Origin of the sequence: Vibrio sp. 10N.237.312.B06 (assembly GCF_041464685.1) — a bacterium.
GTDB classification, from domain to species: domain Bacteria; phylum Pseudomonadota; class Gammaproteobacteria; order Enterobacterales; family Vibrionaceae; genus Vibrio; species Vibrio tasmaniensis_A.
The window spans coordinates 1-25,618 of record NZ_JBFSPI010000075.1; the positions used below are offsets into that span (position 1 = coordinate 1).

The following is a 25,618-nucleotide window of genomic DNA, read 5'->3' on the forward strand; positions in this document are numbered from 1 at the left end:
GGGATTATCTGCTAACTGCAAGATCGTTCAAGTCTTCTTAAACGATCGGCATTAAGTCTTTGAGACTGGCCTTTATTATTTATGGCGATTTTTTTTATCTTTAAACCCAAATCGCCAAACAGATTTAACCAAACCTTTGAGTTTGATTTTAGTCACTCGCCAATGTGTCACGGGCCTTCTTGGCGCACTCATCAACAGATGTTCAAACGCTTGCTCACTCAAATTCACTTGTCCCCCATGCGCCACCAGCAAGGTGTCGAGCTGCATGTTATAAATACGGGATACCGACTCTCGATACTTATTGGGATGAAAAATTGGGAAAGGCGGAATCAGCTTCTTTTTGACCTCGACCATTAAATCCGCCACATAGGCGACACTGTGTGATGGGCAATAGACGGAAAGATCTCTGTCGGTATGGCCTGGCGTTTCCAGAACCAACCAGTCATCAAAACCCGGAATGCTGTCTCCATCCGATAGCTTGTAGTCCGGCTTTAACTTTCTTGAATACCATAGATTTGCTTTAGGCCTGCCCAATCGATTCGCCATCCATCGTGCCAACGCCAGATCGGTCAAATGCATCAAGATACCATCAATACCGTGATACCAGTCTTTGTCTCGATCTGCTGCCACCAAATTACAATTCGTGAGCTTTCTGAGCTTGTGCGCTGCCCCTGCGTGGTCTGGATGCATGTGCGTAACCACAACCGTATGTAGATCAGCAAAATCACGCATAAGCCCTGTTTCGATGAAAGCCTTCAAATGCGGGATGTCGGCTCGACACGCACCATCAAGCAAGAGCAACCTGTCAGGGTACTCTACGAGATACATGTCTTGGATATAGCCTTTGATGGTATGAAGTTGCAAATCCACTCCTTGTGATAAAACAACTGGTCAGATCTATACAATAGCAAACTCGCCATCAATTGTGATCATTTTGTTAAAAACGACAATCTAAAACCAGATAGATCGCTCGAATCAAGATTTCCATTGGTATCCACTCAATTACTCAAATCCAACGTTACTCAAGTCCAATTTAACTCAGAATAATGAGGGCACATTCCAAAGATGATCATCAATTTCATCCGATATTTTTCAGCATTATCGAATGCTCACATTACCGAAAACCTTGCTCAACAAGCCTTGCGCTTTAAGCACTGAGCATCATTTGTCGTGACGATAAAACATGTGATTTGGTGACCTGAGTTATTCGGACTATATATCCGCCTCTAATTTATTGTCTGAGTGCTATACATGAACCAACTTATCGATGCTCTTTCTACCCAAGGTTACTTTGTTTGGGATGACTTCTTAACTCACGAAGAAGTAGTGGCATTGAGGGATTGCATTCCAGAGAACTGGAAAAAGGCTAGGATCGGCCGTAACGATGATGTAGCACGAGAAGCAACGATTCGTAGTGACAAAATTCAGTGGGTACGCCGTGATATGGGCGAACCCGCATCTCTGTTCCTAGACAAAATGGAGCAAATTCGTTTAGAAACAAACAGAGCGTTCTTTTTGGGTCTGTTCGAGTACGAAGCGCACTTTGCTAAATACGAAAAAGGTGACTTTTACCAGAAGCACTTAGACTGCTTTAAAGGCAATGAAAACCGCCGCCTAACCACTGTGTTCTACATGAATGACGAATGGTCTGAGGAAGACGCAGGGGAGCTCGTGGTTTACGATCTAAAAGACAACCACATTGCGACCATTCCACCAAAGTCAGGGCGTTTGTTTGTGTTCTTGTCTGAACAGTTCCCACATGAAGTGTTACCAACCAACACAGAGCGATTCAGTATCGCAGGTTGGTTCCGTATTAACGGCGTGAAAGACAACCAATTAGACATCGCGCACTAAAACTGTATCCACATCGAACCTTATTCTTAGCCTCTCCATCGAGAGGCTTTTTTGGTCAGAAAAACGTCTTAAAAGCTAAATACATCAAACATCAAAACCATCAATAACTTTTCTCTTAAATAAAATCGAAATGAATCTTTCACATCAGTGAAACGGTTTAGCCACGTAAGTGAAATATACCCTGTTCAAGATAGCTTCAAACGATACCCCTACCGTCTCGTTAATACTCAAATTCAATACCTCTATATCGATTTCATCCAAAAGGAAACGAAGATGAATAAGCTAATTTTGGCAGGCGTTCTTTCTGCGACAGCGGCAATGCCAGCGTTCGCAACGACTCAAGTCACTTGGTGGCACGCAATGGGCGGCCAGCTTGGAGAAACAGTAAACAAAATTGCGACCGACTTTAATGCGTCACAAGATGATTACGAGATCACGCCAATCTACAAAGGTTCATACACAGAGACCTTAACAGCGGGTATCGCGGCATACCGAGCAGGTGAAGCACCCAATATTCTGCAAGTCTTCGATGCCGGTGCTGCAACCATCATGAACGCGAAAGGCGTCGCGAAACCGGTACAGGATATTCTGGTTGAGTCGGGTTACAACTTTAATTCAAACGACTACCTAGCCGGCGTTCGTAACTTCTATGCCGACAACCAAGGCAAGATGGTTGGTATGCCTTTCAACAGTTCAACACCGGTTCTTTACTACAACAAAGATCTTCTCGCGGAAGTGGGTGCAGACGCGCCTAAAACTTATGAAGAACTAGAAGTGGTTGCTAAGAAGCTGAAGGCAGAAGGACACATCGCCTTTTCTCAATCTCTCACACCGTGGATCATGTTCGAGAACTTTAAGTCTCGCCACAATCTACCGGTCGCGGACCAAAACAACGGCTACGATGGCTTGTCCACTAAGATCATGTTCAACACCAAAGACATGATGATGCACGTTAGCAAGATGAAAGAGTGGTCAGATCTAGGTTACTACAAGTATTACGGCAGCGACTGGGACGCGAACCAAACACCTTTCGAGCGCCAAGAAGTGGCGATGTGGATGGGTTCTTCAGGTTCATTCGGTGGTTTACGTAACCGCGTACCTTTTGAGTTAGGCACAACTTACCTTCCATACTGGAAATCAGTTAACCCAGATGCTGGCTTAACCTTCATTGGTGGTGCAGCTCTGTTTGCACTCAATGGCCATGACCAACAACAAGACAAAGGTGTGGCAGCATTCTTTGACTACCTGACTAAGCCTGAAACTCAAGTGTACTGGCACAAAACAACAGGCTATGTACCTGTAACAACCGCTGCATATGAACTAGCGAAAGAGTCTGGTTACTACAAAGAACAGCCAGACGCGGAAGTGGGCGTAAAGCAGCTAAGCCTTAAATCGGGCGAGTGGACTAAAGGCTACCGCCTAGGTTATTACCCGCAGATCCGTGAAGTGATGCACCGTGAGTTCGATAACATCTTCGCAGGCCGCTCTAGTGTCGAGAGCAGCCTAGACAAGGTCGAAGATGAGAGCAGCAAACTACTAAAGCGCTTCGCTCGAACGATGAACTAGATCGGTTAATAACTAGATCGGTTAATAACTAGATCGATCAGTAAACTGGATCGATTAATGAAACGAAACTGTTCACAAGCTTAAGGCTTAACGAATCAGAGCCGTTCATCACTCCTCACTACTTGTCACTGCGTCGCTAAAAAACGCTATGGCAAGGCGTGAGGAGACTCTTCCCTAGCGCCATTTCTTGCTCCAACAATGATAACTCAACGGGATGCATACCTTGATATCGCGCTAGTGGTAACAGCCGCTCATAGTGGCCACTGTAATTATTTTTAGGGATTACCCTGTGGAACGACGTCAACAATTCTTTCACTCTCCGCTGCCTTACCTATTTTTGGCACCTCAGATACTCATCATTGCGGTTTTCTTTATCTACCCAGCGGCAAAGGCGGTTTACCTTTCATTTATGCTGGAAGACCCTTGGGGAACCTCATCGATATTCGTATGGTTTGAGAACTACCAAATGCTATTCGAATCGAGCGAGTACCTGAACTCGATTGGATTTACCTTGATGTTCGCGATTGTGGTCTCTTTCCTTTCGCTTGCCTTAGCTCTGCTGCTCGCGGTGAAAGCTGACAATATCATTCATGGACAAGGCGTATACAAAGTCACACTCACTTGGGTTTATGCGGTCGCACCCGCGATAGCAGGCGTTATCGGCGCTTTCTTGTTTAACCCGCACATTGGTGTATTTACCGAGTTATTTTCCGTTGTGGGTTGGGACTTCAGCTTTCAAACCGATCCTGTTGATGCCACGTTTGCTCTGATTTTGGTGTCCGTGTGGAAACAGGTTTCGGTGAATTTCATCTACTTTCTGGCGGGACTCCAATCAATCTCTTACGCCGTAAAAGAAGCGGCGATGTTGGATTGTGTCAGTGACTCAAAACGTTTCTGGACCATCACTTTCCCACTACTCGCACCTACAGGCTTCTTTCTTCTGGTCATCAACCTCACCTACTCGTTCTTTGAAACCTTTGGCGTGATAGACACCATGACCAATGGCGGCCCGGGTGGCAGCACAACGTCGTTGGTGTACAAGGTCTATCGAGACGGGTTTGTTGGCGCAGATTTAGGCGGCAGCTCTGCTCAGTCAGTTGTGTTGTTGCTACTGGTACTCACTCTTACATTTATCCAGTTTCGCGTTGTAGAAAAGCGTGTTCATTACTAGCCCACGGCAGCTAGGTTTTAACGCGACAGGAGTTATTTATGAAAAGTAATAAGGTCTCTGACCACCTAATTTTAATTGCTGGGATGCTGTTTATGTTGGTCCCTATCTGGCTCATCTTCGCTAGCTCGACGCATAACCCAAACACCATTGTCAGCGAAGGTCTGCAATGGCTACCGGGCGATAACTTTACGGCCATTTATAGCGAAGCTTGGAACAAAAGCATGGGCTTTAGTGGCGAAGTCACCGCCAGTAAAATGATCACCAACTCGATGATCATGGGGCTAGGTTTTGCGATCGGTAAGATCATCATTTCGATGATGGCCGCGTTTGCTTTGGTCTACTTTAGACTCCCTTACGCCACGGCGTGGTTTTGGCTGATCTTCGTGACGCTGTTACTGCCATTAGAGGTTCGTATTATCCCTTCCTATGAAGTTGTCGCTGGGCTTGGTCTTCTTAATAGCTATACAGGGTTGATTCTGCCTTTGATCGCATCAGCCACCGCGACCTTCTTTTTCAGGCAATTCTTCAAAACCATCCCCGATGAATTATTAGAAGCAGCTCAACTAGATAATGCAGGCCCATTTCGATTCTTTGTCGATATCTTGCTGCCTCTTTCTAAAACCATGATCGCCGCTATTTTCATCATCATGTTTGTGGTGGGTTGGAACCAATACTTATGGCCGATCATGATGACTACCGATGAAGGCTACAACACCATCGTGATGGGCATCAAACAAGTACTCAATAATATCAATGAAACCAGTTTACCGCGCTATGACTATGCTTTCGCCATGGTGATTTTAGCCATGTTGCCACCCGTATTAGTGGTGGTTGTATTTCAGCGTTGGTTTGTAAAAGGGCTAGTAGAAAGTGAAAAATAATAACGACACAACTCAAATGAACAATAACCGCATTCAATCACTCGATGAGTACAAGACGTCTCACCAGCCTTCTCACCAAGCTATCCACAAAAATACAGAGGACACCCCGATGCCAAAGCTAAAACAAACGTTAGCGCACAACCAAGCCACTCACGATCGTACGCGCAAAGCTCCCATCATGCTGGGTATCAAAAACTTGGTAAAGACGTATGAAAACGGCCATCAAGCCGTCAAAGGAGTCTCGCTTGATATCGATGAGGGTGAGTTCCTTGTTTTGGTGGGCCCTTCTGGTTGTGGCAAGTCTTCTATCCTACGTTCCATTGCGGGGTTGGAAAGCATTTCTGGTGGCGAGATTCATTTAAGTGGTCGCCGTGTTGATAACGAAAAGCCAGCTCAGCGTGATATCGCGATGGTCTTCCAGAATTATGCGCTCTACCCGCATATGTCGGTTTACAAAAACCTAGCTTATGGCTTAAAGAACCGAGGTGTTAGTCAGCACCTTATTGAAGAGAAAATTGAGAAAGTCGCCAAAACGCTGAAAATCGAAGAATATCTAGACCGCAAGCCAGCCAAGCTTTCGGGTGGTCAACGTCAACGTGTTGCTATGGGACGAGCGATCGTTCGCGATCCACAACTTTTTCTGTTTGACGAACCTTTGTCTAACCTAGATGCCTCACTGCGTGCTCACATGAGATTAGAGATCAAAAAACTGCAACGCGAACTTGGCGTGACCAGTGTTTACGTGACTCATGACCAAGTCGAAGCCATGACACTGGCTGATAGAATCGTGGTGCTCAACAAAGGCCAGATAGAGCAAGTCGGGACGCCACGAGAGGTCTACCACCAGCCAGCCAGCCAGCCAGTACTTTTGTGGCGAGCTTCATTGGCAGCCCTGCAATGAATTTTTTACCAGCAACACTCGATGACGGATACCTTGAGATTGGTGATCAGCAAATGTACTTACCCGAGTACGCCCACGTAAAAAATACAGCTATCACACTTGGTATTCGTCCAGAGCACTCTGAAATTGGTTCAGAATTGATGATGAATACCTTGCCTCTTGAACTGCGTATCAGTGTGGTTGAGCCTTTGGGTCCAAATCAATTGGTTCATGGTCTGGTGAACGAGCAGCCCTTCATTGCAGTAACACCCGAAACGACACTGTGCCAAGCCGTCCCCCTAGGGCTAAGAATCGATAAATCCAACCTGCATATTTTTGACAATCTTGGCAAACGCATTCACCCAAATAACTTCACATCACAGGAGTCACACGAAGATGCGACAAGCTTAACGACGGCTCTCGCTTAATCGAGTACACTGATATTTAATGCGTTTTTACGGTGCGTCTTTAAGAAGGATTAATTATGTCGTCTATCATCGTAGGTCATAGAGGTGTAGCAGGTACTCACCCAGAAAATACCAAAGCAAGCATTGAACAAGCGGCTAAACTCGGCTTGAAATGGATTGAAGTTGATATTCAGCCCACTCAGGATGATCAACTTGTGGTTTGTCATGACCACACGCTTGAGCGCTGCAGCGATGGCAAGGGTCGTGTCGACGAACATACCCTTGCAGAACTGCGTCAGCTTGACTTTGGCAGTTGGAAGTCTGAGCAGTTCGCGGGAGAAAAAATACTGACACTGGAAGAGTTGCTCGCGCTTGTTGAGCAGCATGATCTCAGCGTCAACCTAGAGGTCAAAGTCGATAGCCGACATCAAGCACCTCATGTCGTTGATTTGCTGCACACCGAGTTGATCCATTCAAATCTAGACACCGACAGAGTTTTGCTTTCAAGCTTCAGCCATCAAGTCGTTGCTGAAATCGCTCGTCATTTACCTAGATACCGTGTCGGTGTGATCACAGAGCAACTGACTCAAGATGATCTTATGCTGATTGATGAGGTTAAAGCGTTCAGTTGTCACATGAACTACGAGCATCTGAAGCAGAGCGATCTTGACACACTCAACGAAGCGAACATTCAAGCATGGTGCTACACCGTCAATGATCCGTCTCGCTTCAAATTTCTCTCAAAAGTAGATGCTGTATTTACTGATTTTCCGAATCAATTCAACCCTATAAATTGACCTCGTAAATACCGAAAAAGTACCCCCCGAGAGACTTTAAAATTAACCCTGAAAAACCTGAAAATTAGATAGCAAACACAAGTGAGTAGGAGTACATTCCGCTACTCACTTGGTTTCATCGCTCGCTCTATTTAGACAGCTTCATTGGTTACTTAATTTATGGATCTCATTTTTAGTCCAACCTTCCCAGTTTTGGGTGCAATCTTCATTTTTGCCGCTATTGTTCGTGGCTTCTCAGGTTTCGGCTTCACCTTAGTGGCACTGCCATTAAGTGCATTATTCGTGCCTGTAATCGAACTGGTTCCCGTTTTCATGCTGATCGACCTGTTAGGCAATATCCAATTGCTGCCGAAGGTTAAACATCATGTGAATTGGCGCTGGGTTTCAAAGGTATTTGTCCCTTGTTTGGCCTTCACTCCGGTCGGCCTACTTCTGCTAAAATCCGTTAGCCAAGACACGATCATCTTGATCATCAGCGCCTTCATTTTTGCATCTGCACTTATGATCTACAAAGGGTTCCAGTACAAAAGAGAGCCTAGATTTGCTCCCTATATTCTAGGTAGCCTTGCTGGGGTAATGAACGGCGCAGCTTCAATGTCAGGGCCTCCGATTGGTACACACGCGTTGGCAAGCCCAGTTGCTCCGCATATAGCCAGAGCTGGCCTGATTGCGTTCTTTGTGTTGGCAGATTCCAGTGCGTTTGTATCGGCATCTATCGCAGGATTAGTCGACCGCGAGGTGGTCTGGCTTACTTTTGCACTGTTACCAAGCAGCATGTTTGGCGGTTATGTGGGTTCTAAACTATTCGAGAGATTTGGTGGAGCGAAATTTAAGCCAGTCACCATTGCGTTGCTGATCGTAATTGCGATATTCAGTGCAGGTCGAGTCATACTGTAACTGACTTTAGCGGTTAATTACGGAAGTTGGTTTCACGAATTGACTGCGCTAATTGCCTGCGCGAATAGATTCCGAAAGTGACTAAGAAAATTGGGTACTCATGACTACCATTCGATATGGATAGGGGTACCCATTTTTACGAGTTGGATGAACTCATCCATATCTTGATTGGTTAGTGCAATACAACCATCCGTCCAATCAAAGCTTTGAATAAAGCTCGGTGAACGGCGCTCACCATTTTTAATACCGTGGATCTTGATGTTCCCTCCAGAGTCGACATCATTTTCTTCAGCCCACTGCATATCCGAAGGTTGCGGGTAGCTGATATGCACCGAGCGGTGAAAATCCGATTCTTCCATCACATAATCGAGCTGGTATTCCCCTTCAGGTGTTCGGTTATCTCCTTCAAAACGTTTATGCCCTTTCGGTTGTTTCCCTAACGCAATACGAAACTCTTGAATGACCTCATCACCCTTAAGTAGGTACATTCTACGCTTCGATTTATCAACTTTGACTAAAGTAACCACTTGCGACAGAGAGTCTGCCTCAGAAGAGGGACCGGTTAGAGTGTAAGACTGTTGAGAAGAGCTTTGAAGGGGACGTTTAGATGAACCTTGAGACAGCTGGGCAACTTGTTCGCCAGAGTTACTGCTAAGAACATCATCCACAATAATCACATGTTTGGAATTAGAGATCACTGAAGAGGTTGAGTTAGAGGAAGACGTTGAGACACGCTGAGAGTGAGCCGGTTTCGACTCGAATACAATGGTTTCGATTGCCGTCGCGTCAGAAATTATCTTTTCAACCACAACCTTTTCAGCTTGCACACTCGAAGCTACAAACAGTAAACACAGTGATAAAGGCAAAAATAGACGCACCTTTAGTTCTCCTCAAAGCGCATGGACATGGTTCGTGATTGAGTTTCCATGCCTAACGATTCATAGAAACCCTTAGCTTGCTGATTAAACTCCATCACTTCTAACCTAAGCTCAATAGCACCGCTCGCTTGCGCCCACTGATTAAACGACTTCATCAACGCTTTGCCGACGCCTTGGCTCTGAACCTGATCGTTTACCACAATCGTATTCACTCGCGCTATTTTGTGAGACTGAATGAAGCTTACCCCTTTATTCTGCGTTACCTTCCCCACCAAGAAACCAACAACCTGTTGAGCGTCAACCGCAACTAAGAAAGTGCCAACCGGATCAAGCATCAATCCCAACCAATATTCTTCACTATCAGCCAAGCCATGAGAAGCGGGAGCAAATACTATAGGGGCACCAAGATGATGTTGACGATTTATTTGCATAGAGAGCTCTAAGATCGAGCTAATATCAGTTACCTTAGCGTTCCGGATTTGCATATCACTACCTTTTTAAATTCAATAACACCTTAGCAAAAATAGCTTAGCTGTGCACCGTCCTACTCTTTTAACAAAACTTTCGAGCTAGAGCTTGATACCACTAATTACATGACACGATAACGAAGAACAGCTCCCAATTGGGAGCTGTTCTTATATCTAAATCTCGGTTCGTTCTAAACGAATGACGTAAAATCAATCAGATAAGAAACGATTAAAAACCGTTAAACATTTTGGGTCTGCTTTTTTTGATTATTACGGTATAGGTCAAATTGAACAAACCATTCATAGCGACATCTCTAAACTTACTTAAGAATTTTAGAGTTTTAATACGGAGTGATTTTTTTGTTCTAGAAGACCGATTCCCAATGACTGAGCCACCTTCTCCCCCGGTTAATCCTGCAGGAGATATTCCGTAAGTTGGTTGCTTATGAAGCCATACATTTCTAATGAAGACATCTACTGGGTAGAGGAATCGTTCACTTTTTTCTATAAAAATTTTCGCCACATGCGGTGTGATCATATAGGCAGTGGTGCATAGTGGTGTTTTAATATGTCGCACTAGACTTTGTTCGTCATCGAGATTTTCAACGACATAATTATACTCTCTCTTAGTCGAATAATTTTCCAATCTCATAAAACCACACTCTTCAATATGCTTACTGGCAAATTGAACCGTTTTTTCAAATACATCGACATCAACAACAACATCGTCTTCGAAGACAATAACTGGTTGATTTAACTGAATGCATCTTTCCCACGCTAAATAGTGACTACCATAACACCCGATCTCACCAGGAACAGCGATCCTTCCATTTAGTGCATAAAAGGCGGTTTCATCATAGAAATCCATCAAAGGATGAGGTTTAGAGGACATAGCATCAACAGCACTCAACTTTTCAATATCTAGAGACTTAATATTTAAAAGTTGCTTTTGGCTGGATAAAAATCGTTCAGATTTACGTTCTAGCGCAATAATAAGAGATTTCACAGTAAAAAAACACCTATTGCAAATAATTTAACCCATAATAAATTAATATAAATATCAACAAAAGTAACCCCCCTATTTCTCATAATTAGAACCAATCTAAAACAAATGTTGTTCATTATTCCAATTATGTTCAACTTCGTGACTCTGTAACGTAAATTGCTCCCAATCGATAACATTTATTGTCTTAAAATGTTATCAATTACTAAACAAAGTGATATTAAAACACCATAGGTTAATTGCGCGATTGCATATGAATACAATTGCACACCAATTCAGCTTGTATAATATTTCTTAAGAATTGACGAGAGGATATAATCAATAGATCTTCATTCTTTGGGTATTGAGTCTTTTATATTAAACACTTCCAATAAACCACCAATTGAGAGAATACAATCGGTCACTGAAACTAACCTGCACCTCCCACCTCAGAAACAACACAACAAAAGACTTTATTATGATGCTCTACAAAGCTCAGGTATAGACGAGTTAATATTAATATCAGGCTAAAGATCTTGGAGAATTGTTCCGTAAATCTCAGAAACAATGCTAGCCATTGAGTGCTACTATCTTCATAGAATTAATATACTAACTATTGGATACCTTATGATTAAGTTCGCTGTAATTGGAACCAATTGGATTACAAAGAAATTTGTTCAAGCTGCTCATGAGTCACAATCAATGCAGTTGGCTGCTGTTTATTCACGAAATCTGGCCAGCGCGGCACAGTTCGCCCAAGAATTTAACGTTGAAACGACGTATGACTCACTCGACGCATTGGCAAATGACAACACAGTTGAAGCCGTGTACATCGCTTCACCAAACTCACTGCACTGCGAGCAATCTATCTTGATGATGGAACACGGCAAGCATGTCATCTGTGAGAAGCCTGTCGCATCGAATATTGAAGAAGCAACACACATGTTTGAGGTCGCTCAGAAGAACGGTGTGGTGCTGTTTGAGGCGTATAAATCTCAGTATCTACCGAACTTTGAGCAAGTTCAACTCGGCTTAAAAAAGATAGGCAAAGTGCATAAAGCGTACATCAACTACTGTCAATATTCATCGCGTTACCAGAAATACCTAAACGGCGAGAACCCAAACACCTTCAACCCAGCTTTCTCTAATGGTTCATTAGTCGATATTGGCTTCTACTGCGTAGCCGCGACTGTTGCTCTGTTTGGTGAACCTGAGAATGCACAGGCTTCGGCAAAGCTACTTGACTCAGGTGTGGATGCGCATGGCTGTGCGATCTTCCAGTATCCAGAATTTGATGTAACCCTTGCGCACTCTAAAGTCAGCGACTCTTACGTACCAAGCGAGATCCAAGGCGAACAGGGATCGATCATCATCGATCACATTGCAGAATGCACCGACGTTAAGATTCGCTATCGTGATGGCACGGTAGAAAACCTTACTCAAGCACAAAGAGAAAACTCCATGAGTTACGAGGCCCAAGCCTTTGCAAACTGCATTGCTGGTGACAAAAGTACACAAGCTCAAGCCAAACTACGTGCTTTAACCGTTGCAAAGTTGATTACAGATATGCGTCAACAAGTTGGTGTCGTTTATCCCGCCGACAAATAACACCCCAAGCATGTTAACCAACTGATTTTTAAGAAATGCCGATTTATGCATAACTAAATTTAATCTTTACGACAAATAACCGGATTAGTTGATTGGGATACCATCTGTTTAAATCCGCGTTCGATATCTGTCGTATTTATTTATTTTATTGAAGGTGTGTAAAGTGTTTTCAGTTGATGATCGCGTTGTTGCAACAAAAGGTGTTGAGCTAGGTGAAATGGTAGTAATTGGCCTAAGTGCTGGTGGTGGCTACGTTCATGTTACAACAGTAGAAGGCGCAATAATGACGCTTACTTACCCTGCAAAAGACCTTAAAAAAGCATAGTTTAACCGCTCCGCTCTTTTAGTAGTCACTCTGCTAAAGGTAACAAAATTGAGGCTTTGGCTGACTTCATTCTTCTGCATTAGAGTGAGCAACCAGAGCCTTTTTTGTGCCTGTAATTTACCCACTAGTTTCCCCACTAAATTTACTCATTACAATAAAGTCCAATCCAACGGACAATAGAATTCAGTAAAGAGTATCTACACTAAATACTTATTGTCTGTTAGTGCATGCTGTTTATTAGTGCTAAGCGTTTACTGGAACTTGGCATTTATTGATGCTTAGTATTCGTAAGAGTTTCTGGTACATTAGCATTATCTTATACTTGTAATGACCATAAATGAGGGAAGCTATGAAGCTTTACATTTACGACCACTGCCCTTTCTGTGCAAGAGTTGCCTACATTGCTCAATCTCTCGGCTTGAACATCGAACTTGTTTCTGTGGATTATGATGATGCCCAAACCCTTATCGATCTGATCGGTAAAAAAATGGTGCCCGTCTTACAGAAAGACGATGGTTCTATTATGGCCGAAAGCCTAGACATCATTGCTTATTTCATGGATTTGAAATCAAATGATGAGCAACGTGAACCTTCAGAGCAGGCTACTCTTTTCCAAAGCCGATCTTTCCCTCTCACTCAACAGATCGGACGCCCACGGTGGTGGAACCTCGACTTGGCTGAATATCGTTCGGCTGGAGCAAAAGAAGCTTGGCGTGTTAGTAAAGAGACCGAAGGCTTTAATTTTGAAGAGCTCTTAGAAAAGACCCCACAATACGTTCAACTGATTAACCCATTGCTGAAAGATGCAGAGCTTCTATTGGAACTAGAGAATGGTGAATCATCGCTACCTTTGGTTGATCAAGCTCTTTATTTCTCAATGCTTCGCGGTTTCTACGTAGAGCCAAGTATTGAATGGCCACCGGAACTTGATCACTGGATGGAACGCAAAAGCAAGGAGCTTGGTGTCGGGCTGCTTAAATAGACTAAAAACCGAAGCCTAGTGCTTCGGTTTTTATTTATGTTTCAAATTGATTTCTGACCCGTCCTAGATAAAGCGGACAATGCCCAATCAGAAAATTGGAAAGTAGCATGAATCAGAACTCAAGAAGCCGAGAAACGGTTTGAATGGGATGAATCAAAATTGTCTTAGATATATAGATCGTCAAATTCCCATCACGACATCATGGCGCTATTTTTGATCTTTATTCAATAAAAATAGACACTTACAAACCGCTTACATTTATCTCATAATTACCACATATAGTTCAGTAACTTTATATATAAGGAACTGACAATGAGGCTTAAACTTTTATCACTTGCTTTGATTTCCGCCGGATCAATTGCATCAGAAACAGAAACACTTTCCAATATTTCTACAGAACAAAGCGAAACGCTTTTAGTCACATCAAAATTTCACGGATACAAAACAGAGAATGATAGTGAATTTAGATATGTTGATACTGTTGATTTAAACGGCATAGATTGGGCTTTTTGGTACGGTGAAAACCGTTCACAATCAAAGCCAAAAACAAACCTTATTAGCGATGTAAAAACATTTGGTAAGTTTGAATTCCAAGCTAAAAAACCAGCTCACGGCAATGAATACTTATGGAACAGTGGCAGCTCTAGAGATTTTCTGGACGAATCAAATCATGCCATTCTCGTCAAGCATGGAGGTGGCTTTGAGTTTACCGTAAAGCCCGGCAAGGCTGGAGAATTCAAGCTAGATCTGTATACACATAACTGGCTTGCTATGTCAGAGTTCACAGCATGTTTGAAAAATGACTGTGTAACCATTACAAACTACTACCCGTCGCACATATCAACGACAAAGAACAGTGTCGAGTTTTCAACTCATACGACAACAGATGAGCTAACAATCACATATAAAGCAAAGAACGATCAATTCAGCTGGAAAGATAACGACCCTTACCATGCGCTAGAAGCAATCAATTTAAGTGAGGTGAAATAATGAAAAAGCTATTAGTTGCAACAGCGGTTTTAGCCTCATTTTCTGCAAACGCTGGTTTGACCCGGCTTGATCGATCAGTTCAACAACACAAAGAATTTGCATTGCAAACAAAGTTTGATTTTGCTTGTAAGATGAATGCAGGTTCAGCAACGCTAATTGACCCGTTTTGGGTCATCACTGCAAGCCATGTAAGCGGCTCGAAATCTGACGGGTATCAAAACACTGTGACCTGTTATTCATACGAGAAAGACGAAAACGGCGTTTATCAGCAGATAACGCACAAGGTTGCGAGCACTAATCCGGCGGGTCAATTTGGAGAATACAATTTCCCGTATAAAAATGATCGCGGTTTTGGTGATTTCGCCCTTGTTCGACTAGATACGCCGATCACAGAAATCGAGCCAGCAAAACTACCTAAAAAGCGGATGTTTGATTACTCGAAAGTTTACCAGGTTAATCAAATTGGTTACGGCAATTACAACCACAGAAACGGCGGAACTAAACAGGTAATGCACAGTGAATATGAAGATCGCTGGCTTGCTGAATATTCATATGATTTCCGTACATTAGAAAAGGCGGACTTAAACTGGCTTACTATTCATGGTGATTCAGGTTCAGGCATCACCATTGAAAAAGACGGTGAACTTTACTTAATCGGTGAGATTGGTTTGCAGTATAGCACCAGTGAAATCGGCGGCTGGACTGATACATTTGATGATGTGATCGCGCGTTTACCATTCATTCACAAGACGATGAAAGAGCATGGTTTTAGCTATGCCGAGCCAATTGATTTTGACGCTATCAAATGGACGTCGGAAACACAAAACGATATTGATAACTTGCATGCATTTTATTCTTACTGGCGCGCTAGCAACGTTGATTTCAATGAAACAAAATGGCTAAATGATGGAAGTATTCAAAGCGCGTTCTATGCGACAGAGAGCGATAGCTACACGATTGAAACAGTAATAGAAAAAGGGCAAAAGCCTTTTGATGTATTTATTGATGGTCGACAAGTTGCTCACAATGTAGACGCAACTGATCAGGCTTTGAAACTTACTCTAAACGCATTTAAAGCAAAAGGCGATTTAGTGAAAGTAGAGTTTAAATTGATTGAACCGGGTGAGAACTTAACTATAGATCATTTTTTGGTTAAGTCGGTTGAACAGTAATATTTGATTATTAGCCCCAGCCTTATGGCCGGGGCTTTTTATTAAAATACACTTAACTTGGGTTTTACGTTTACGGCTTTATCAGAAATAGGTTGTTATTTTCAGGGACGCTGATGAAATTGCCACCTCGAATAAAGCAGCAAGATCGCTAGATCACAAACGAAAGATCAAAGAAGCCGGCGTCGCAACCCTGTACGTTCCAAGATTCGTGTCGAAATCTCTTCAACAGACAGTGACGAGGTGTTGATGTATGGAATGGCTTCACGTCTGAACAAACCTTCTACCGTTTGCAGCTCATACAAACATTGAGAGTCACTCGCGTATTCGCTGCCTGCTAAGCGGTTCTCACGAATTTCAGTGAGCCTTTCTGCATCAATGGTTAAACCAAACAGCTTATGACGATATATCTCAAATTCCGGTAGCAACCTTAAGCGAGCAATATCATCATGGATAAACGGATAGTTTGCGACGCGTAAACCAAACTGCATTGCCATGTACAAGCTCGTTGGCGTTTTACCGCTGCGAGAGACTCCCAACAAGATAATGTCTGCCTCTTCCAAGCCTTTTAAAGTAATACCGTCGTCGTGCGCTAACGTGTATTCGATAGCAGCAATACGGTCGAAGTATTTGTCCGAGTCTTTATTGACGCTACGAGAACGCTGCAGCTTCGGCTTAGGCGCCATTTTCGTATCATCTTGCACTTTCTGCACGATACTTTCTAACACGTCATAACAATGCGCAGGCGCATCTAACAGCTTGAGTTTTATCTCCGGAATCACAATCGAGAAAAAGACCAAAGGTTCATGGCCTGTTGCTCGATATGAAATCTCGATCTCTTTCAATAAATCAGAAAGTTTGTCTTCACTTTCGACAAACGGGAAGGTTTTTTCATTAGCTTCGAATGGGAATTGACCTAGAACAACATGCCCTAAAGTCTCACATGTTATAGCCGTTCCATCAGAAACATAGAATACATCACGACTTTGGATATCAATTTGCATTTTTTATTTAATGTTTAAAATTATTTTGAGTAGGATGGGAACCATAATATATATAACGAAACCCTGCTGACTATTACGTCCCCCACAGCTTTAGAAAATAATTTACATTTTTTTAAACTGATACGTAATCGTTTGCCTTTAAATCCCTACAATGCTTGCTATGTTTCTGGAGAAATAAATGCAAAATAACACCCTATGGTTCAATGGCCTTTCCATGGAAGATGTCGACAAAGTCGGCGGTAAGAATGCTTCACTTGGCGAGATGGTTTCTAACCTGGCCAACGCTGGCGTATCAGTACCTAATGGTTTTGCTACCACATCTTATGCGTTTAACAACTTTCTTGACTACAAAGGTCTTGATGAGCGCATTCACCAACTCCTTGATGAACTTGATGTTGAAGACGTTGACGCACTGCGTAAGACAGGTGCAACAATTCGACAATGGGTTCTAGACGCACCCTTCCCAGAATCACTAGAGCAAGATATCCGTGATAACTACCGCGAACTGATTGAAGGCAACGAAGAATTGTCTGTTGCGGTTCGCTCATCGGCAACAGCTGAAGACCTTCCAGATGCTTCTTTTGCAGGCCAACAAGAAACCTTCCTTAACGTGAAAGGTATCGATGCGGTTATCGAAGCAACGAAACACGTGTTCGCTTCACTGTTTAACGATCGCGCCATCTCTTACCGAGTACACCAAGGCTTTGATCACCGTGGCATTTCATTGTCTGCGGGCATCCAGCGCATGGTTCGCTCAGACAAAGCTTCTTCAGGTGTGATGTTCACGCTTGATACTGAATCAGGCTTCGACCAAGTGGTATTCATCACCTCTTCTTGGGGCCTAGGTGAAATGGTCGTACAAGGCGCGGTGAACCCAGATGAGTTCTACGTTCATAAGCCAATGCTAGAAGCGGGTCACTACCCAGTTGTTAAAAAGACGTTTGGTTCTAAGTTGATCAAGATGATCTACTCAACCAACCAAGAGATCGGCAAGCAAGTTGATATCATCGATACAGATACTAAAGAACGTAACGAGTTCTCATTGAACGATGAAGAGATCAAAGAACTAGCAAAGCAAGCGATGATCATCGAGAAGCACTACCAACGTCCAATGGACATTGAGTGGGCAAAAGATGGCATCGACGGCAAGCTTTACATCGTTCAAGCTCGTCCTGAGACAGTATGTTCTCAAAGTGACCAAAACGTTATCGAGCGTTACGAGCTAAACAACAAGGCAGATGTCTTAGTTGAAGGCCGTGCTATCGGTCAACGTATCGGTTCAGGCCCTGTTCGCTTGGTTGATTCTCTAGACCAAATGTCACTGGTTCAAGAAGGCGACGTGCTGGTAACTGACATGACAGACCCGGACTGGGAACCTGTGATGAAGAAAGCCTCTGCGATTGTCACTAACCGTGGCGGCCGTACTTGTCACGCAGCAATCATTGCTCGCGAGCTTGGTATCCCTGCAATTGTTGGTTGTGGTACCGCGACAAGCAGCCTGAATGATGGCGACACCGTAACAGTGTCATGTTCAGAAGGCGAAACAGGCTACGTTTACAACGGCGAGCTCGACTTTGAGATCAAACGTTCTGAGGTTGATGAGCTACCAATGCTGCCAACCAAAGTAATGATGAACGTGGGTAACCCAGATCGTGCCTTCGACTTCGCTCAAATCCCGAATGAAGGTGTTGGCCTTGCTCGTCTTGAATTCATCATCAACAAGATGATCGGTATTCACCCTAAAGCTCTGCTGAACTTCGATGAGCAAACGGATGAGATCAAAGCTGAAATCAATCAGCGTATTCGTGGCTACAAAGATCCTATCGATTTCTACGTAAGCAAGCTAACAGAAGGCATTGCGACTATCGCTTCTGCATTCTGGCCTAAGCGTGTGATCGTACGTATGTCTGACTTCAAGTCGAACGAGTACAGCAACCTTGTTGGCGGTAAAACGTTTGAACCACATGAAGAGAACCCAATGCTGGGCTTCCGTGGTGCATCTCGTTACATCTCTCCAGTATTTGAAGACTGTTTCGAGCTTGAAACTCAAGCGCTAAAACGTGTTCGTAACGAGATGGGACTAAAGAACGTTGAAATCATGATCCCATTCGTGCGTACTCCAAGTGAAGCGGCATCGGTTATCGATATTCTGGCTAAGTTTAACCTACGTCGTGGCGACCAAGGCCTGAAAGTCATCATGATGTGTGAGCTTCCATCAAATGCGATTTTGGCTGATGAGTTCTTGAAGTACTTCGATGGTTTCTCTATCGGTTCAAATGACATGACACAGCTGACACTTGGCCTAGACCGAGATTCAGGTGACGTTGCACACTTATTCGATGAGCGTAACCCAGCGGTGAAAGCGATGCTGAAAATGGCAATCGATGCAGCAGCTAAAGCGGGTAAATACGTAGGTATTTGTGGCCAAGGCCCATCTGACCATGACGACCTAGCGGAGTGGTTGATGGAACAAGGCATCAGCTCGGTTTCATTGAACCCAGACACGGTTATCGATACTTGGTTGAAACTGGGTAACGTTGCGAATAAGTAACGCTTAGCGCCAACAAGTAGATACAACAGAAAGTAGATATAACAAAGCCAGTCATCGCGACTGGCTTTTTTGTTCACCGAAAGCCAACAAAGATAACCTGCCTAGCATAACAAACATTGGTATCGAGCTGACCTTACGTTATCCTTTACACAATTCTTCATTGAGAGGTTTGTCACCAATACAAACCTAACTTCAAGACTGATAAGAGCGTTATGAATTCGACTACCGCAACTCCCTCGCCTTCTCTTGGCCGACAACTCTATACAATGACATGGCCAATGCTGTTTGGGGTGCTTTCCCTAATGAGCTTCCAGCTTGTCGACAGTGCTTTTATTGGCCAACTGGGCGTGCTGCCGCTCGCTGTTCAAGGCTTCACGCTTCCAATACAGATGATCATCATTGGTATTCAGGTCGGGTTAGGTATCGCGACAACCGCGGTAATCGCTAGAGCCATTGGCGCGAATGAAACGCGCTACGCTAAGCAACTAGGTGGATTAGTGATTGCGATGGGCAGCGTGAGTGTTGCGCTTTTCTCCGTCATCATCTACCTATTGCGTGGGCCTATTTTACAGTTGTTGGATGCGCCACCGACGGTATTGCCAATCATTGATACTTATTGGATCTATTGGCTAGTCAGCTCTTGGACAGGTGCGTTGCTCTACTTCTTCTACAGTGTGTGTCGTGCCAATGGTAATACCATGCTACCCGGTTCAATGATGATCGCGACCAGTATCATCAACTTAATATTGGACCCGATTTTCATCTTTACGCTCGACATGGGCATCAATGGAGCCGCCATTGCGACCATCTTGGCGTTCGGTGCGGGTATCTTTATCGTTGCACCAAAGGTCACCAAGAAGCATTGGATGACCTTCGACTGGCACGACCTCGACATCAGCAAGAGTGTTCGCTCCATTGGTAACATCATGGGGCCTGCGATGATCAGTCAGCTGCTGCCACCTGTTTCATCCATGTTCGCCACTAAGCTGCTTGCTGGCTATGGCACAGCTGCCGTTGCAGCTTGGGCATTGGGTTCACGTTTTGAATTCTTCTCGATTGTCGCTGTGCTAGCACTAACGATGTCGATGCCTCCGATGATTGGCCGCATGTTGGGAGAGAACAATCTCGAAAACATACGTAAGCTCGTTAAGATTGCGGTGATGTTCGTATTGGGTTTCCAATTGGTGATTGCACTGGTGACTTGGTTATTCTCAGGCGGACTGGCAAGCCTAATGACCAGTGAAAGCGAAGTCTCGACGATTTTAAACTATCACCTACTGATCGTACCTATTAGCTTAGGGCCATTAGGAATCTGTATGCTAATGGTTTCCGTATCTAACGCTCTGGGCAAGTCCTATACCGCCTTGACGATTTCAGCGCTGCGCCTGTTCGCCTTCTTCTTGCCTTGCTTGTGGGTTGGTTCGCAGCTTGCTGGTATTGAAGGCCTATTTTGGGGCGCAATGGTAGGTAATCTACTTGCCGGAACCTGTGCATGGTTTATGTATCAGCGCGCGCTAAAACAAGTCGAGCTTAAACTGCCAAGCGAATAATCAAACAGAACACTCCAAAATAAAGCAGCAACTTCAGCTGCTTTTTTAGGGTCTAAATCCTAGTTTGCATCCTATTAAAAAGCTGTTTTTTGTGAATTTAACTCTCTAATACAACCTCATTTTCAATTAACCACCTATCTTTACTTACCACCACATTCGCAAGGTAAATGCTTGATTGACATGCATTTACAACGCCAATTAATCCAACTTTTCGCCTTTCCTTATAACTTGTCCTAGATCATCAAAGGGTTCAAAAATGCAACCTTTGGTTTTAAATATGTAAACCTTGATGCGGTTTAAGAAATTAAACCTCATTTGGCTACCTTTTGTGATCTTGTTCAAATTCCGCTCGTGATATAGGTCTAAAACTTACGATTTGTTGATGTTTTGAACGCTCACTTCAGGTTTACAGAAGTTTACCGCATCTTGTGGGAATACCACCAAAGGAGTAGATTTCAGTTATTGAGTTCAAAAATGTAAACCGAAATCATGAATGTAAAACAAGTTCGATTCACCGATGAAGACAGAGAATGCTTAAGCAATTACTTCCGCTTAGCAGACACTATCGCCGATTTGATTGGTCCTTACTGCGAAGTGGTCATCCATTCATTTGAAAGCTTAGAAAACTCAGTAGTGAAGATCGTCAATGGTCATCATACGGGTCGTGAAATTGGTTCACCGATCACCGATTTAGGTTTACGCATGTGGAGCACGTTCGAGAAAACTGGCGAAGTTTCTCCGAAGAGCTATTTCACCAACGCAGCAGATGGGTCCCTACTGAAATCAACCACCTGTGTGCTGGCTGGTCCACAGCAAAAACCTATCGGCATGCTGTGTATCAACATGAACTTATCTTTCCCATTCCCAGAAATCGTCAAAACGTTGATGCCGCAGTGCAATGTGCCGCAAACCATTGTAAGCGAGACATTCAGCAACAATGCAAACGACGTCATTCAACAAGCATTGAGTTCAGCCATTAACGAGGTTGACCTAGACGAGTCGGTTTCCTGCAAAGGTCGTAATAAAGCCATCATCCGTTGTTTATTTGATAACGGCGTATTTGAGCTAAAAGAGACGACTACACAAGTATCAGAGCAGATTGGGATCAGCCGTCAGGCGGTTTACAAGTTTATCCGTGAATTTAAATCAGAATAAAACCAATAATTTAGGAGTTACATCGTGAAACAGATCATTGCCACTGAACAAGCACCTGCAGCTATCGGCCCTTACTCACAAGGTACGTCTTACGGCGACATGGTTTATACATCAGGTCAATTACCTCTTGTTCCAGAAACCATGCAGTTTGTTGAGGGCGGCATCAAAGAGCAAGCTCGTCAGTCTCTAGAAAACTTAAAAGCTGTATTAGAAGCAAGTAATGCGGGACTGGACACCGTGCTGAAGACAACCTGCTTCCTATCAGACATGGAGAACTTCGTAGCATTTAACGAAGTGTATACAGAGGTGTTTGGTACAGAGAATGCACCTGCTCGCTCTTGTGTTGAAGCAGCAAGATTACCAAAAGACGCACTGGTTGAAGTTGAAGCCATCGCATACAAAAAATAACCGATTTAGGTATTAATGGGTATCATAGGAGATTCTCATGAGCGTTTCATTTATCGCATTAAGTGTACTGTTCTTTGGGTTCTACGCACTGCTGTCGAACTTCAAAAAGCAAAAGAAAAGTTTTAACTTCCGCGTACTGAGTGCGCTTGCTGCTGGCTTGTTGTTCGGTGGCGCAATTCAACTTGTTTTCGGTGTCGGCAACGTTGCGACATCTGGCTTTGCTGAACTGATTTCAGTGTTCGGTAAAGGCTACATCAAACTTCTACAAATGATCGTTATCCCACTGGTATTCGTGGCGATGATCTCTTCGATCATGAACGTCGAAGGCGGTGGTGCGCTATCTCGAATCGCACCAAAAATCATCGGTATTCTACTTTTCACTTGTGCAATCTCAGCAGCCGTAGGTATCGCAAGTATTTACCTATTTGGTATCGATGCGAACGCGCTAGTAAGCACAATCGGCACAAACAGTGCGATTGAAGCTCGCGGTGATTCTCTGGTCGCAACACAAGATGCGATGGCGAGCAGCGGTCTGTCTGGTATGGCTCTGTCTATCATTCCAACCAACATCTTCGACATGCTAACGGGCTCTCAGCGTACTTCTACGCTATCAACTGTACTGTTCGGCATGTTCCTTGGTTACTGCATCCTTCAAGTGAAAAACCGTAAGCCAGAGAAAGTGCAAAACTTCGTTGATTTCATCAACTCTGCAAAAGAAGTGGTGCTTTCAATGGTTCGTGAAATCCTCAAGCTAACGCCTTACGGTGTATTCGCTCTGATGACCACGTTCATGATGACCAACGACCTATTCGCACTTGCAGAGATGGGCCGCTTCCTTCTAGCAAGCTACGTAGCAATTGGCGTTATGTTCGGCATCCACTTCGTCATGGTGTCAATGTTCGGTCTTTCTCCTGCCAAGTTCATGAAGAAAATCTGGCCAGTACTCGTGTTCGGTTTCGGGTCTCGTTCAAGCATGGCAGCTATTCCACTAAACGTTGAAACACAAACTCAGCGCCTAGGTGTAGACGAAGAAACAGCAAACATGTCAGCGACATTCGGTACCAGTATCGGTCAAAACGGTTGTGCCGGTATCTACCCAGCAATGCTAGCAATCATGGCGGCACAGGTCATGGGCATGCCTGTAGACTTGAGCTTTATCCTACAACTGATCGCTGTTATCGCAATTGCTTCATTCGGTATCGCGGGTGTTGGTGGCGGTGCAACGTTCGCAGCAGTAGCGGTACTGACCATCATGGGTCTAGACATCACAGTAGTCGCGATTCTAGTATCTATCGAAGCGCTAATTGACATGGCTCGTACCGCGCTGAACATCTCTGGCTCTATGTTGTCAGGCGTTCTTACAGCGAAGAAGAATGGCTCACTGGATACTGAACAATACGACGCTGACGTTACAGCGACAGTATCAAAAGAAGCAGCAGTATAATTCTCAAACTTAATTAAGAGCACTCCACGTGAGTGCTCTTCTGTTTTTCCTGAGTTCAGGTTATTTAGGTAGTAAATATGAAAGTTGTTGTTCTAGGCGGTAGCGCCGCGGGTATGAGTTTCGCAGCAAAATACAAACGTAATCAACCATCAGACGAAGTCATCGTTTTAGATAAGCGTAGCTACATCTCTTTCGGAGCCTGTGGCCTACCTTACTTTGCAGGCGGCATGTTTGATGACACCGAACGGATGATCTCCCGTACACCAGAACAAGCCATCAAATCAGGTTTAGATGTTCGTGTAGACACAGAAATGGTGTCGTTCGACCGCACTGAAAAGCAAATTACGGTGCGTCACCAAAATGAAGAAAGCGTCATCGATTACGATATGTTGGTCATTGCAACAGGTGCACGACCAATCGTTCCACCATTCGGTGAATTCAATCCAGAACACGTATACACACTAACAAGCATGGAAGACGGCTTGGCGGTTAAAGAAGCGCTAAAGGATGCTGACAAGCAGCGTGTGTGCGTTATTGGGGCTGGTTTTATCGGCCTGGAAGTATTCGATGCTACGCACGGCTTAGACAAACACGTGACGATCATCGAACGTGAACAACACATCATGAGCCGTCAGTTCAGCCCAGAAATCATTGAAGTAGTCGAAGGTGCGATTCGTGAATCAGGTGCAGAGCTAAAAACAGGGTGCAGCGTGTCTGCAATTCGCGATGCGGAGCAAGGCGGTTACATCGTAGAAACCGATAACGGCAACGTAGAAGCTGATGTCGTTATCCTGTCACTCGGCTTCAAACCAAATACTGAAGTATTTGAATTACCAAAAGCTCCAAATGGCGCGTTGTTGGTAAATGAATATGGTGCCACTGAAGATGCTTACATCCACGCAGTAGGTGACTGTGCCGTTGTCCATCATATGGCACTAGGCAAACCCGTTTATGTTCCTCTAGCAACAACAGCCAATAAGCAAGCGCGTATGATGGCTGACAAGCTAGCAGGTAAAGATACCTATATGTCAGGCTTCTTAGGTTCGTCTTGTTTGAAAGTACTCGATTACGAGCTGGCGTGTACTGGCGTAAATGAACTTCTAGCGAAAGAACATAACTTGGATGTGAAAGTATCGACCATTTCAGATAAGAACCAAACCGATTACTACCCTGGTCAAGAAGACATCAAGGTAAAGCTGGTTTATCACCCAGAAACGAAGGTCCTGCTAGGTGGTGAGATAGTAGGTAAGAAAGGAGCCGTTGGCCGCATCAATGCACTGGTCGTAGCGATCACAGCCAAGATGACTACTCAACAACTAGGCTACATGGATTTCTGTTATGCCCCACCTTTTTCACGTACTTGGGATGCTTTAAACGTGGCAGGTAACGTCGCTAAGTAAGAGAGCTGACTATACAATTTCCAAAGAGTATTCATTGAGACATCAAAGCAGAGCGATTACGCTCTGCTTTTTTAATCCCTTAACTCTACGAACCTTATAACTAGATAAGATAACGACTTAACTAGTATTTTTGAGCTCTCTTTTTGCAAATTTAAGATGTAAAAAAGCCCGCTGATTTCTCAGCGGGCTTTCTAATGGTGGTGGAGGGATAGGGATTTGAACCCTAGAACCGCTATTAACGGTTGCCGGTTT

General features: G+C 44.0%; 22 protein-coding genes and 1 pseudogene. 18 read left to right on the forward strand and 5 right to left on the reverse strand.

Annotated features, from left to right (window positions below; all coding sequences use genetic code 11):
• Window positions 1-75: 75 nt before the first annotated feature.
• A complete protein-coding gene (locus tag AB6C75_RS17605) occupies window positions 76-864 on the reverse strand; it encodes an MBL fold metallo-hydrolase (protein ID WP_102250230.1) in 789 nt (262 codons plus the stop codon).
• A gap of 387 nt (window positions 865-1,251) precedes the next feature.
• On the opposite strand from AB6C75_RS17605, the gene AB6C75_RS17610 reads away from it, so the two are divergent.
• The 7 genes and pseudogenes from AB6C75_RS17610 to AB6C75_RS17640 all read left to right on the forward strand — a co-directional run bounded on the left by AB6C75_RS17610 (window position 1,252) and on the right by AB6C75_RS17640 (window position 8,453).
• Complete coding sequence (locus tag AB6C75_RS17610; RefSeq protein ID WP_102250229.1) at window positions 1,252-1,854, forward strand: 2OG-Fe(II) oxygenase; 603 nt, start codon at window positions 1,252-1,254, stop codon at window positions 1,852-1,854.
• Window positions 1,855-2,127: 273 nt separating this feature from the next.
• Window positions 2,128-3,420, forward strand: coding sequence for an extracellular solute-binding protein (locus tag AB6C75_RS17615; protein WP_372108455.1), 1,293 nt, complete (start codon window positions 2,128-2,130; stop codon window positions 3,418-3,420).
• Between the two features lie 289 nt (window positions 3,421-3,709).
• Window positions 3,710-4,591, forward strand: coding sequence for an ABC transporter permease subunit (locus tag AB6C75_RS17620; protein ID WP_372108457.1), 882 nt, complete (start codon window positions 3,710-3,712; stop codon window positions 4,589-4,591).
• A gap of 38 nt (window positions 4,592-4,629) precedes the next feature.
• Complete coding sequence (gene ugpE / locus AB6C75_RS17625; RefSeq protein WP_009846304.1) at window positions 4,630-5,472, forward strand: sn-glycerol-3-phosphate ABC transporter permease UgpE; 843 nt, start codon at window positions 4,630-4,632, stop codon at window positions 5,470-5,472.
• A pseudogene (locus tag AB6C75_RS17630) lies at window positions 5,462-6,780 on the forward strand (sn-glycerol-3-phosphate import ATP-binding protein UgpC). The gene ugpE and the pseudogene AB6C75_RS17630 overlap by 11 nt, the downstream one beginning before the upstream one ends.
• Window positions 6,781-6,836: 56 nt before the next feature.
• Complete coding sequence (locus AB6C75_RS17635) at window positions 6,837-7,556, forward strand: glycerophosphodiester phosphodiesterase family protein (RefSeq protein WP_372108459.1); 720 nt, start codon at window positions 6,837-6,839, stop codon at window positions 7,554-7,556.
• Between the two features lie 159 nt (window positions 7,557-7,715).
• Window positions 7,716-8,453, forward strand: coding sequence for a sulfite exporter TauE/SafE family protein (locus tag AB6C75_RS17640; protein WP_017096485.1), 738 nt, complete (start codon window positions 7,716-7,718; stop codon window positions 8,451-8,453).
• Window positions 8,454-8,557: 104 nt separating this feature from the next.
• Here the strand turns inward: AB6C75_RS17640 and AB6C75_RS17645 are convergent, their stop codons facing one another.
• The 3 genes from AB6C75_RS17645 to AB6C75_RS17655 form a co-directional block, all read right to left on the reverse strand.
• Window positions 8,558-9,331 carry a murein L,D-transpeptidase family protein gene (locus AB6C75_RS17645; protein ID WP_372049794.1) on the reverse strand — a complete coding sequence of 258 codons (774 nt, stop codon included), beginning with the start codon at window positions 9,329-9,331 and terminating at the stop codon, window positions 8,558-8,560.
• A 2-nt stretch (window positions 9,332-9,333) separates the two neighbouring features.
• Entirely contained in the window at window positions 9,334-9,816 is a 483-nt protein-coding gene (locus AB6C75_RS17650; protein ID WP_009846299.1) for a GNAT family N-acetyltransferase, read from the reverse strand.
• A 211-nt stretch (window positions 9,817-10,027) separates the two neighbouring features.
• On the reverse strand, window positions 10,028-10,804 hold the full coding sequence (locus tag AB6C75_RS17655) for a glycosyltransferase family 25 protein (RefSeq protein WP_009846298.1): 777 nt from the start codon (window positions 10,802-10,804) through the stop codon (window positions 10,028-10,030).
• Between the two features lie 603 nt (window positions 10,805-11,407).
• Here AB6C75_RS17655 and AB6C75_RS17660 point away from each other — a divergent pair.
• The 5 genes from AB6C75_RS17660 to AB6C75_RS17680 all read left to right on the forward strand — a co-directional run bounded on the left by AB6C75_RS17660 (window position 11,408) and on the right by AB6C75_RS17680 (window position 15,857).
• Window positions 11,408-12,388 (forward strand): Gfo/Idh/MocA family protein, encoded by a 981-nt coding sequence (locus AB6C75_RS17660; RefSeq protein WP_372108462.1) that lies wholly within the window; start codon window positions 11,408-11,410, stop codon window positions 12,386-12,388.
• Window positions 12,389-12,551: 163 nt separating this feature from the next.
• Complete coding sequence (locus AB6C75_RS17665; protein WP_009846296.1) at window positions 12,552-12,713, forward strand: hypothetical protein; 162 nt, start codon at window positions 12,552-12,554, stop codon at window positions 12,711-12,713.
• 349 nt (window positions 12,714-13,062) lie between these two features.
• A complete protein-coding gene (gene grxB / locus AB6C75_RS17670; RefSeq protein ID WP_372108463.1) occupies window positions 13,063-13,695 on the forward strand; it encodes a glutaredoxin 2 in 633 nt (210 codons plus the stop codon).
• A 312-nt stretch (window positions 13,696-14,007) separates the two neighbouring features.
• Window positions 14,008-14,685, forward strand: coding sequence for a hypothetical protein (locus tag AB6C75_RS17675; RefSeq protein WP_372108465.1), 678 nt, complete (start codon window positions 14,008-14,010; stop codon window positions 14,683-14,685).
• Window positions 14,685-15,857 carry a trypsin-like serine protease gene (locus AB6C75_RS17680; RefSeq protein ID WP_372108466.1) on the forward strand — a complete coding sequence of 391 codons (1,173 nt, stop codon included), beginning with the start codon at window positions 14,685-14,687 and terminating at the stop codon, window positions 15,855-15,857. Before AB6C75_RS17675 ends, AB6C75_RS17680 begins: the two co-directional genes overlap by 1 nt.
• 167 nt (window positions 15,858-16,024) lie before the next feature.
• Here the strand turns inward: AB6C75_RS17680 and AB6C75_RS17685 are convergent, their stop codons facing one another.
• Window positions 16,025-16,858, reverse strand: coding sequence for a pyruvate, water dikinase regulatory protein (locus AB6C75_RS17685; protein ID WP_009846294.1), 834 nt, complete (start codon window positions 16,856-16,858; stop codon window positions 16,025-16,027).
• Window positions 16,859-17,036: 178 nt separating this feature from the next.
• Here AB6C75_RS17685 and ppsA point away from each other — a divergent pair, with 178 nt between their 5' ends.
• The 6 genes from ppsA to AB6C75_RS17715 all read left to right on the forward strand — a co-directional run bounded on the left by ppsA (window position 17,037) and on the right by AB6C75_RS17715 (window position 25,366).
• A complete protein-coding gene (ppsA, locus tag AB6C75_RS17690; RefSeq protein ID WP_372108468.1) occupies window positions 17,037-19,409 on the forward strand; it encodes a phosphoenolpyruvate synthase in 2,373 nt (790 codons plus the stop codon).
• 212 nt (window positions 19,410-19,621) lie between these two features.
• Window positions 19,622-20,959: an MATE family efflux transporter gene (locus AB6C75_RS17695; protein ID WP_372108470.1), complete on the forward strand. Its 1,338-nt coding sequence runs from the start codon at window positions 19,622-19,624 to the stop codon at window positions 20,957-20,959.
• A 489-nt stretch (window positions 20,960-21,448) separates the two neighbouring features.
• The gene (locus tag AB6C75_RS17700; protein WP_372108472.1) at window positions 21,449-22,114 is read left to right on the forward strand and encodes a transcriptional regulator; all 666 of its coding nucleotides are present in this window, start codon (window positions 21,449-21,451) and stop codon (window positions 22,112-22,114) included.
• Window positions 22,115-22,138: 24 nt separating this feature from the next.
• Complete coding sequence (locus tag AB6C75_RS17705; RefSeq protein WP_017111552.1) at window positions 22,139-22,522, forward strand: RidA family protein; 384 nt, start codon at window positions 22,139-22,141, stop codon at window positions 22,520-22,522.
• Window positions 22,523-22,559: 37 nt separating this feature from the next.
• Window positions 22,560-23,966, forward strand: a complete 1,407-nt coding sequence (locus AB6C75_RS17710) for a cation:dicarboxylate symporter family transporter (RefSeq protein WP_017102501.1) — start codon at window positions 22,560-22,562, stop codon at window positions 23,964-23,966.
• 77 nt (window positions 23,967-24,043) lie between these two features.
• Window positions 24,044-25,366, forward strand: coding sequence for a CoA-disulfide reductase (locus AB6C75_RS17715; RefSeq protein ID WP_372108474.1), 1,323 nt, complete (start codon window positions 24,044-24,046; stop codon window positions 25,364-25,366).
• Window positions 25,367-25,618 lie beyond the last annotated feature (252 nt).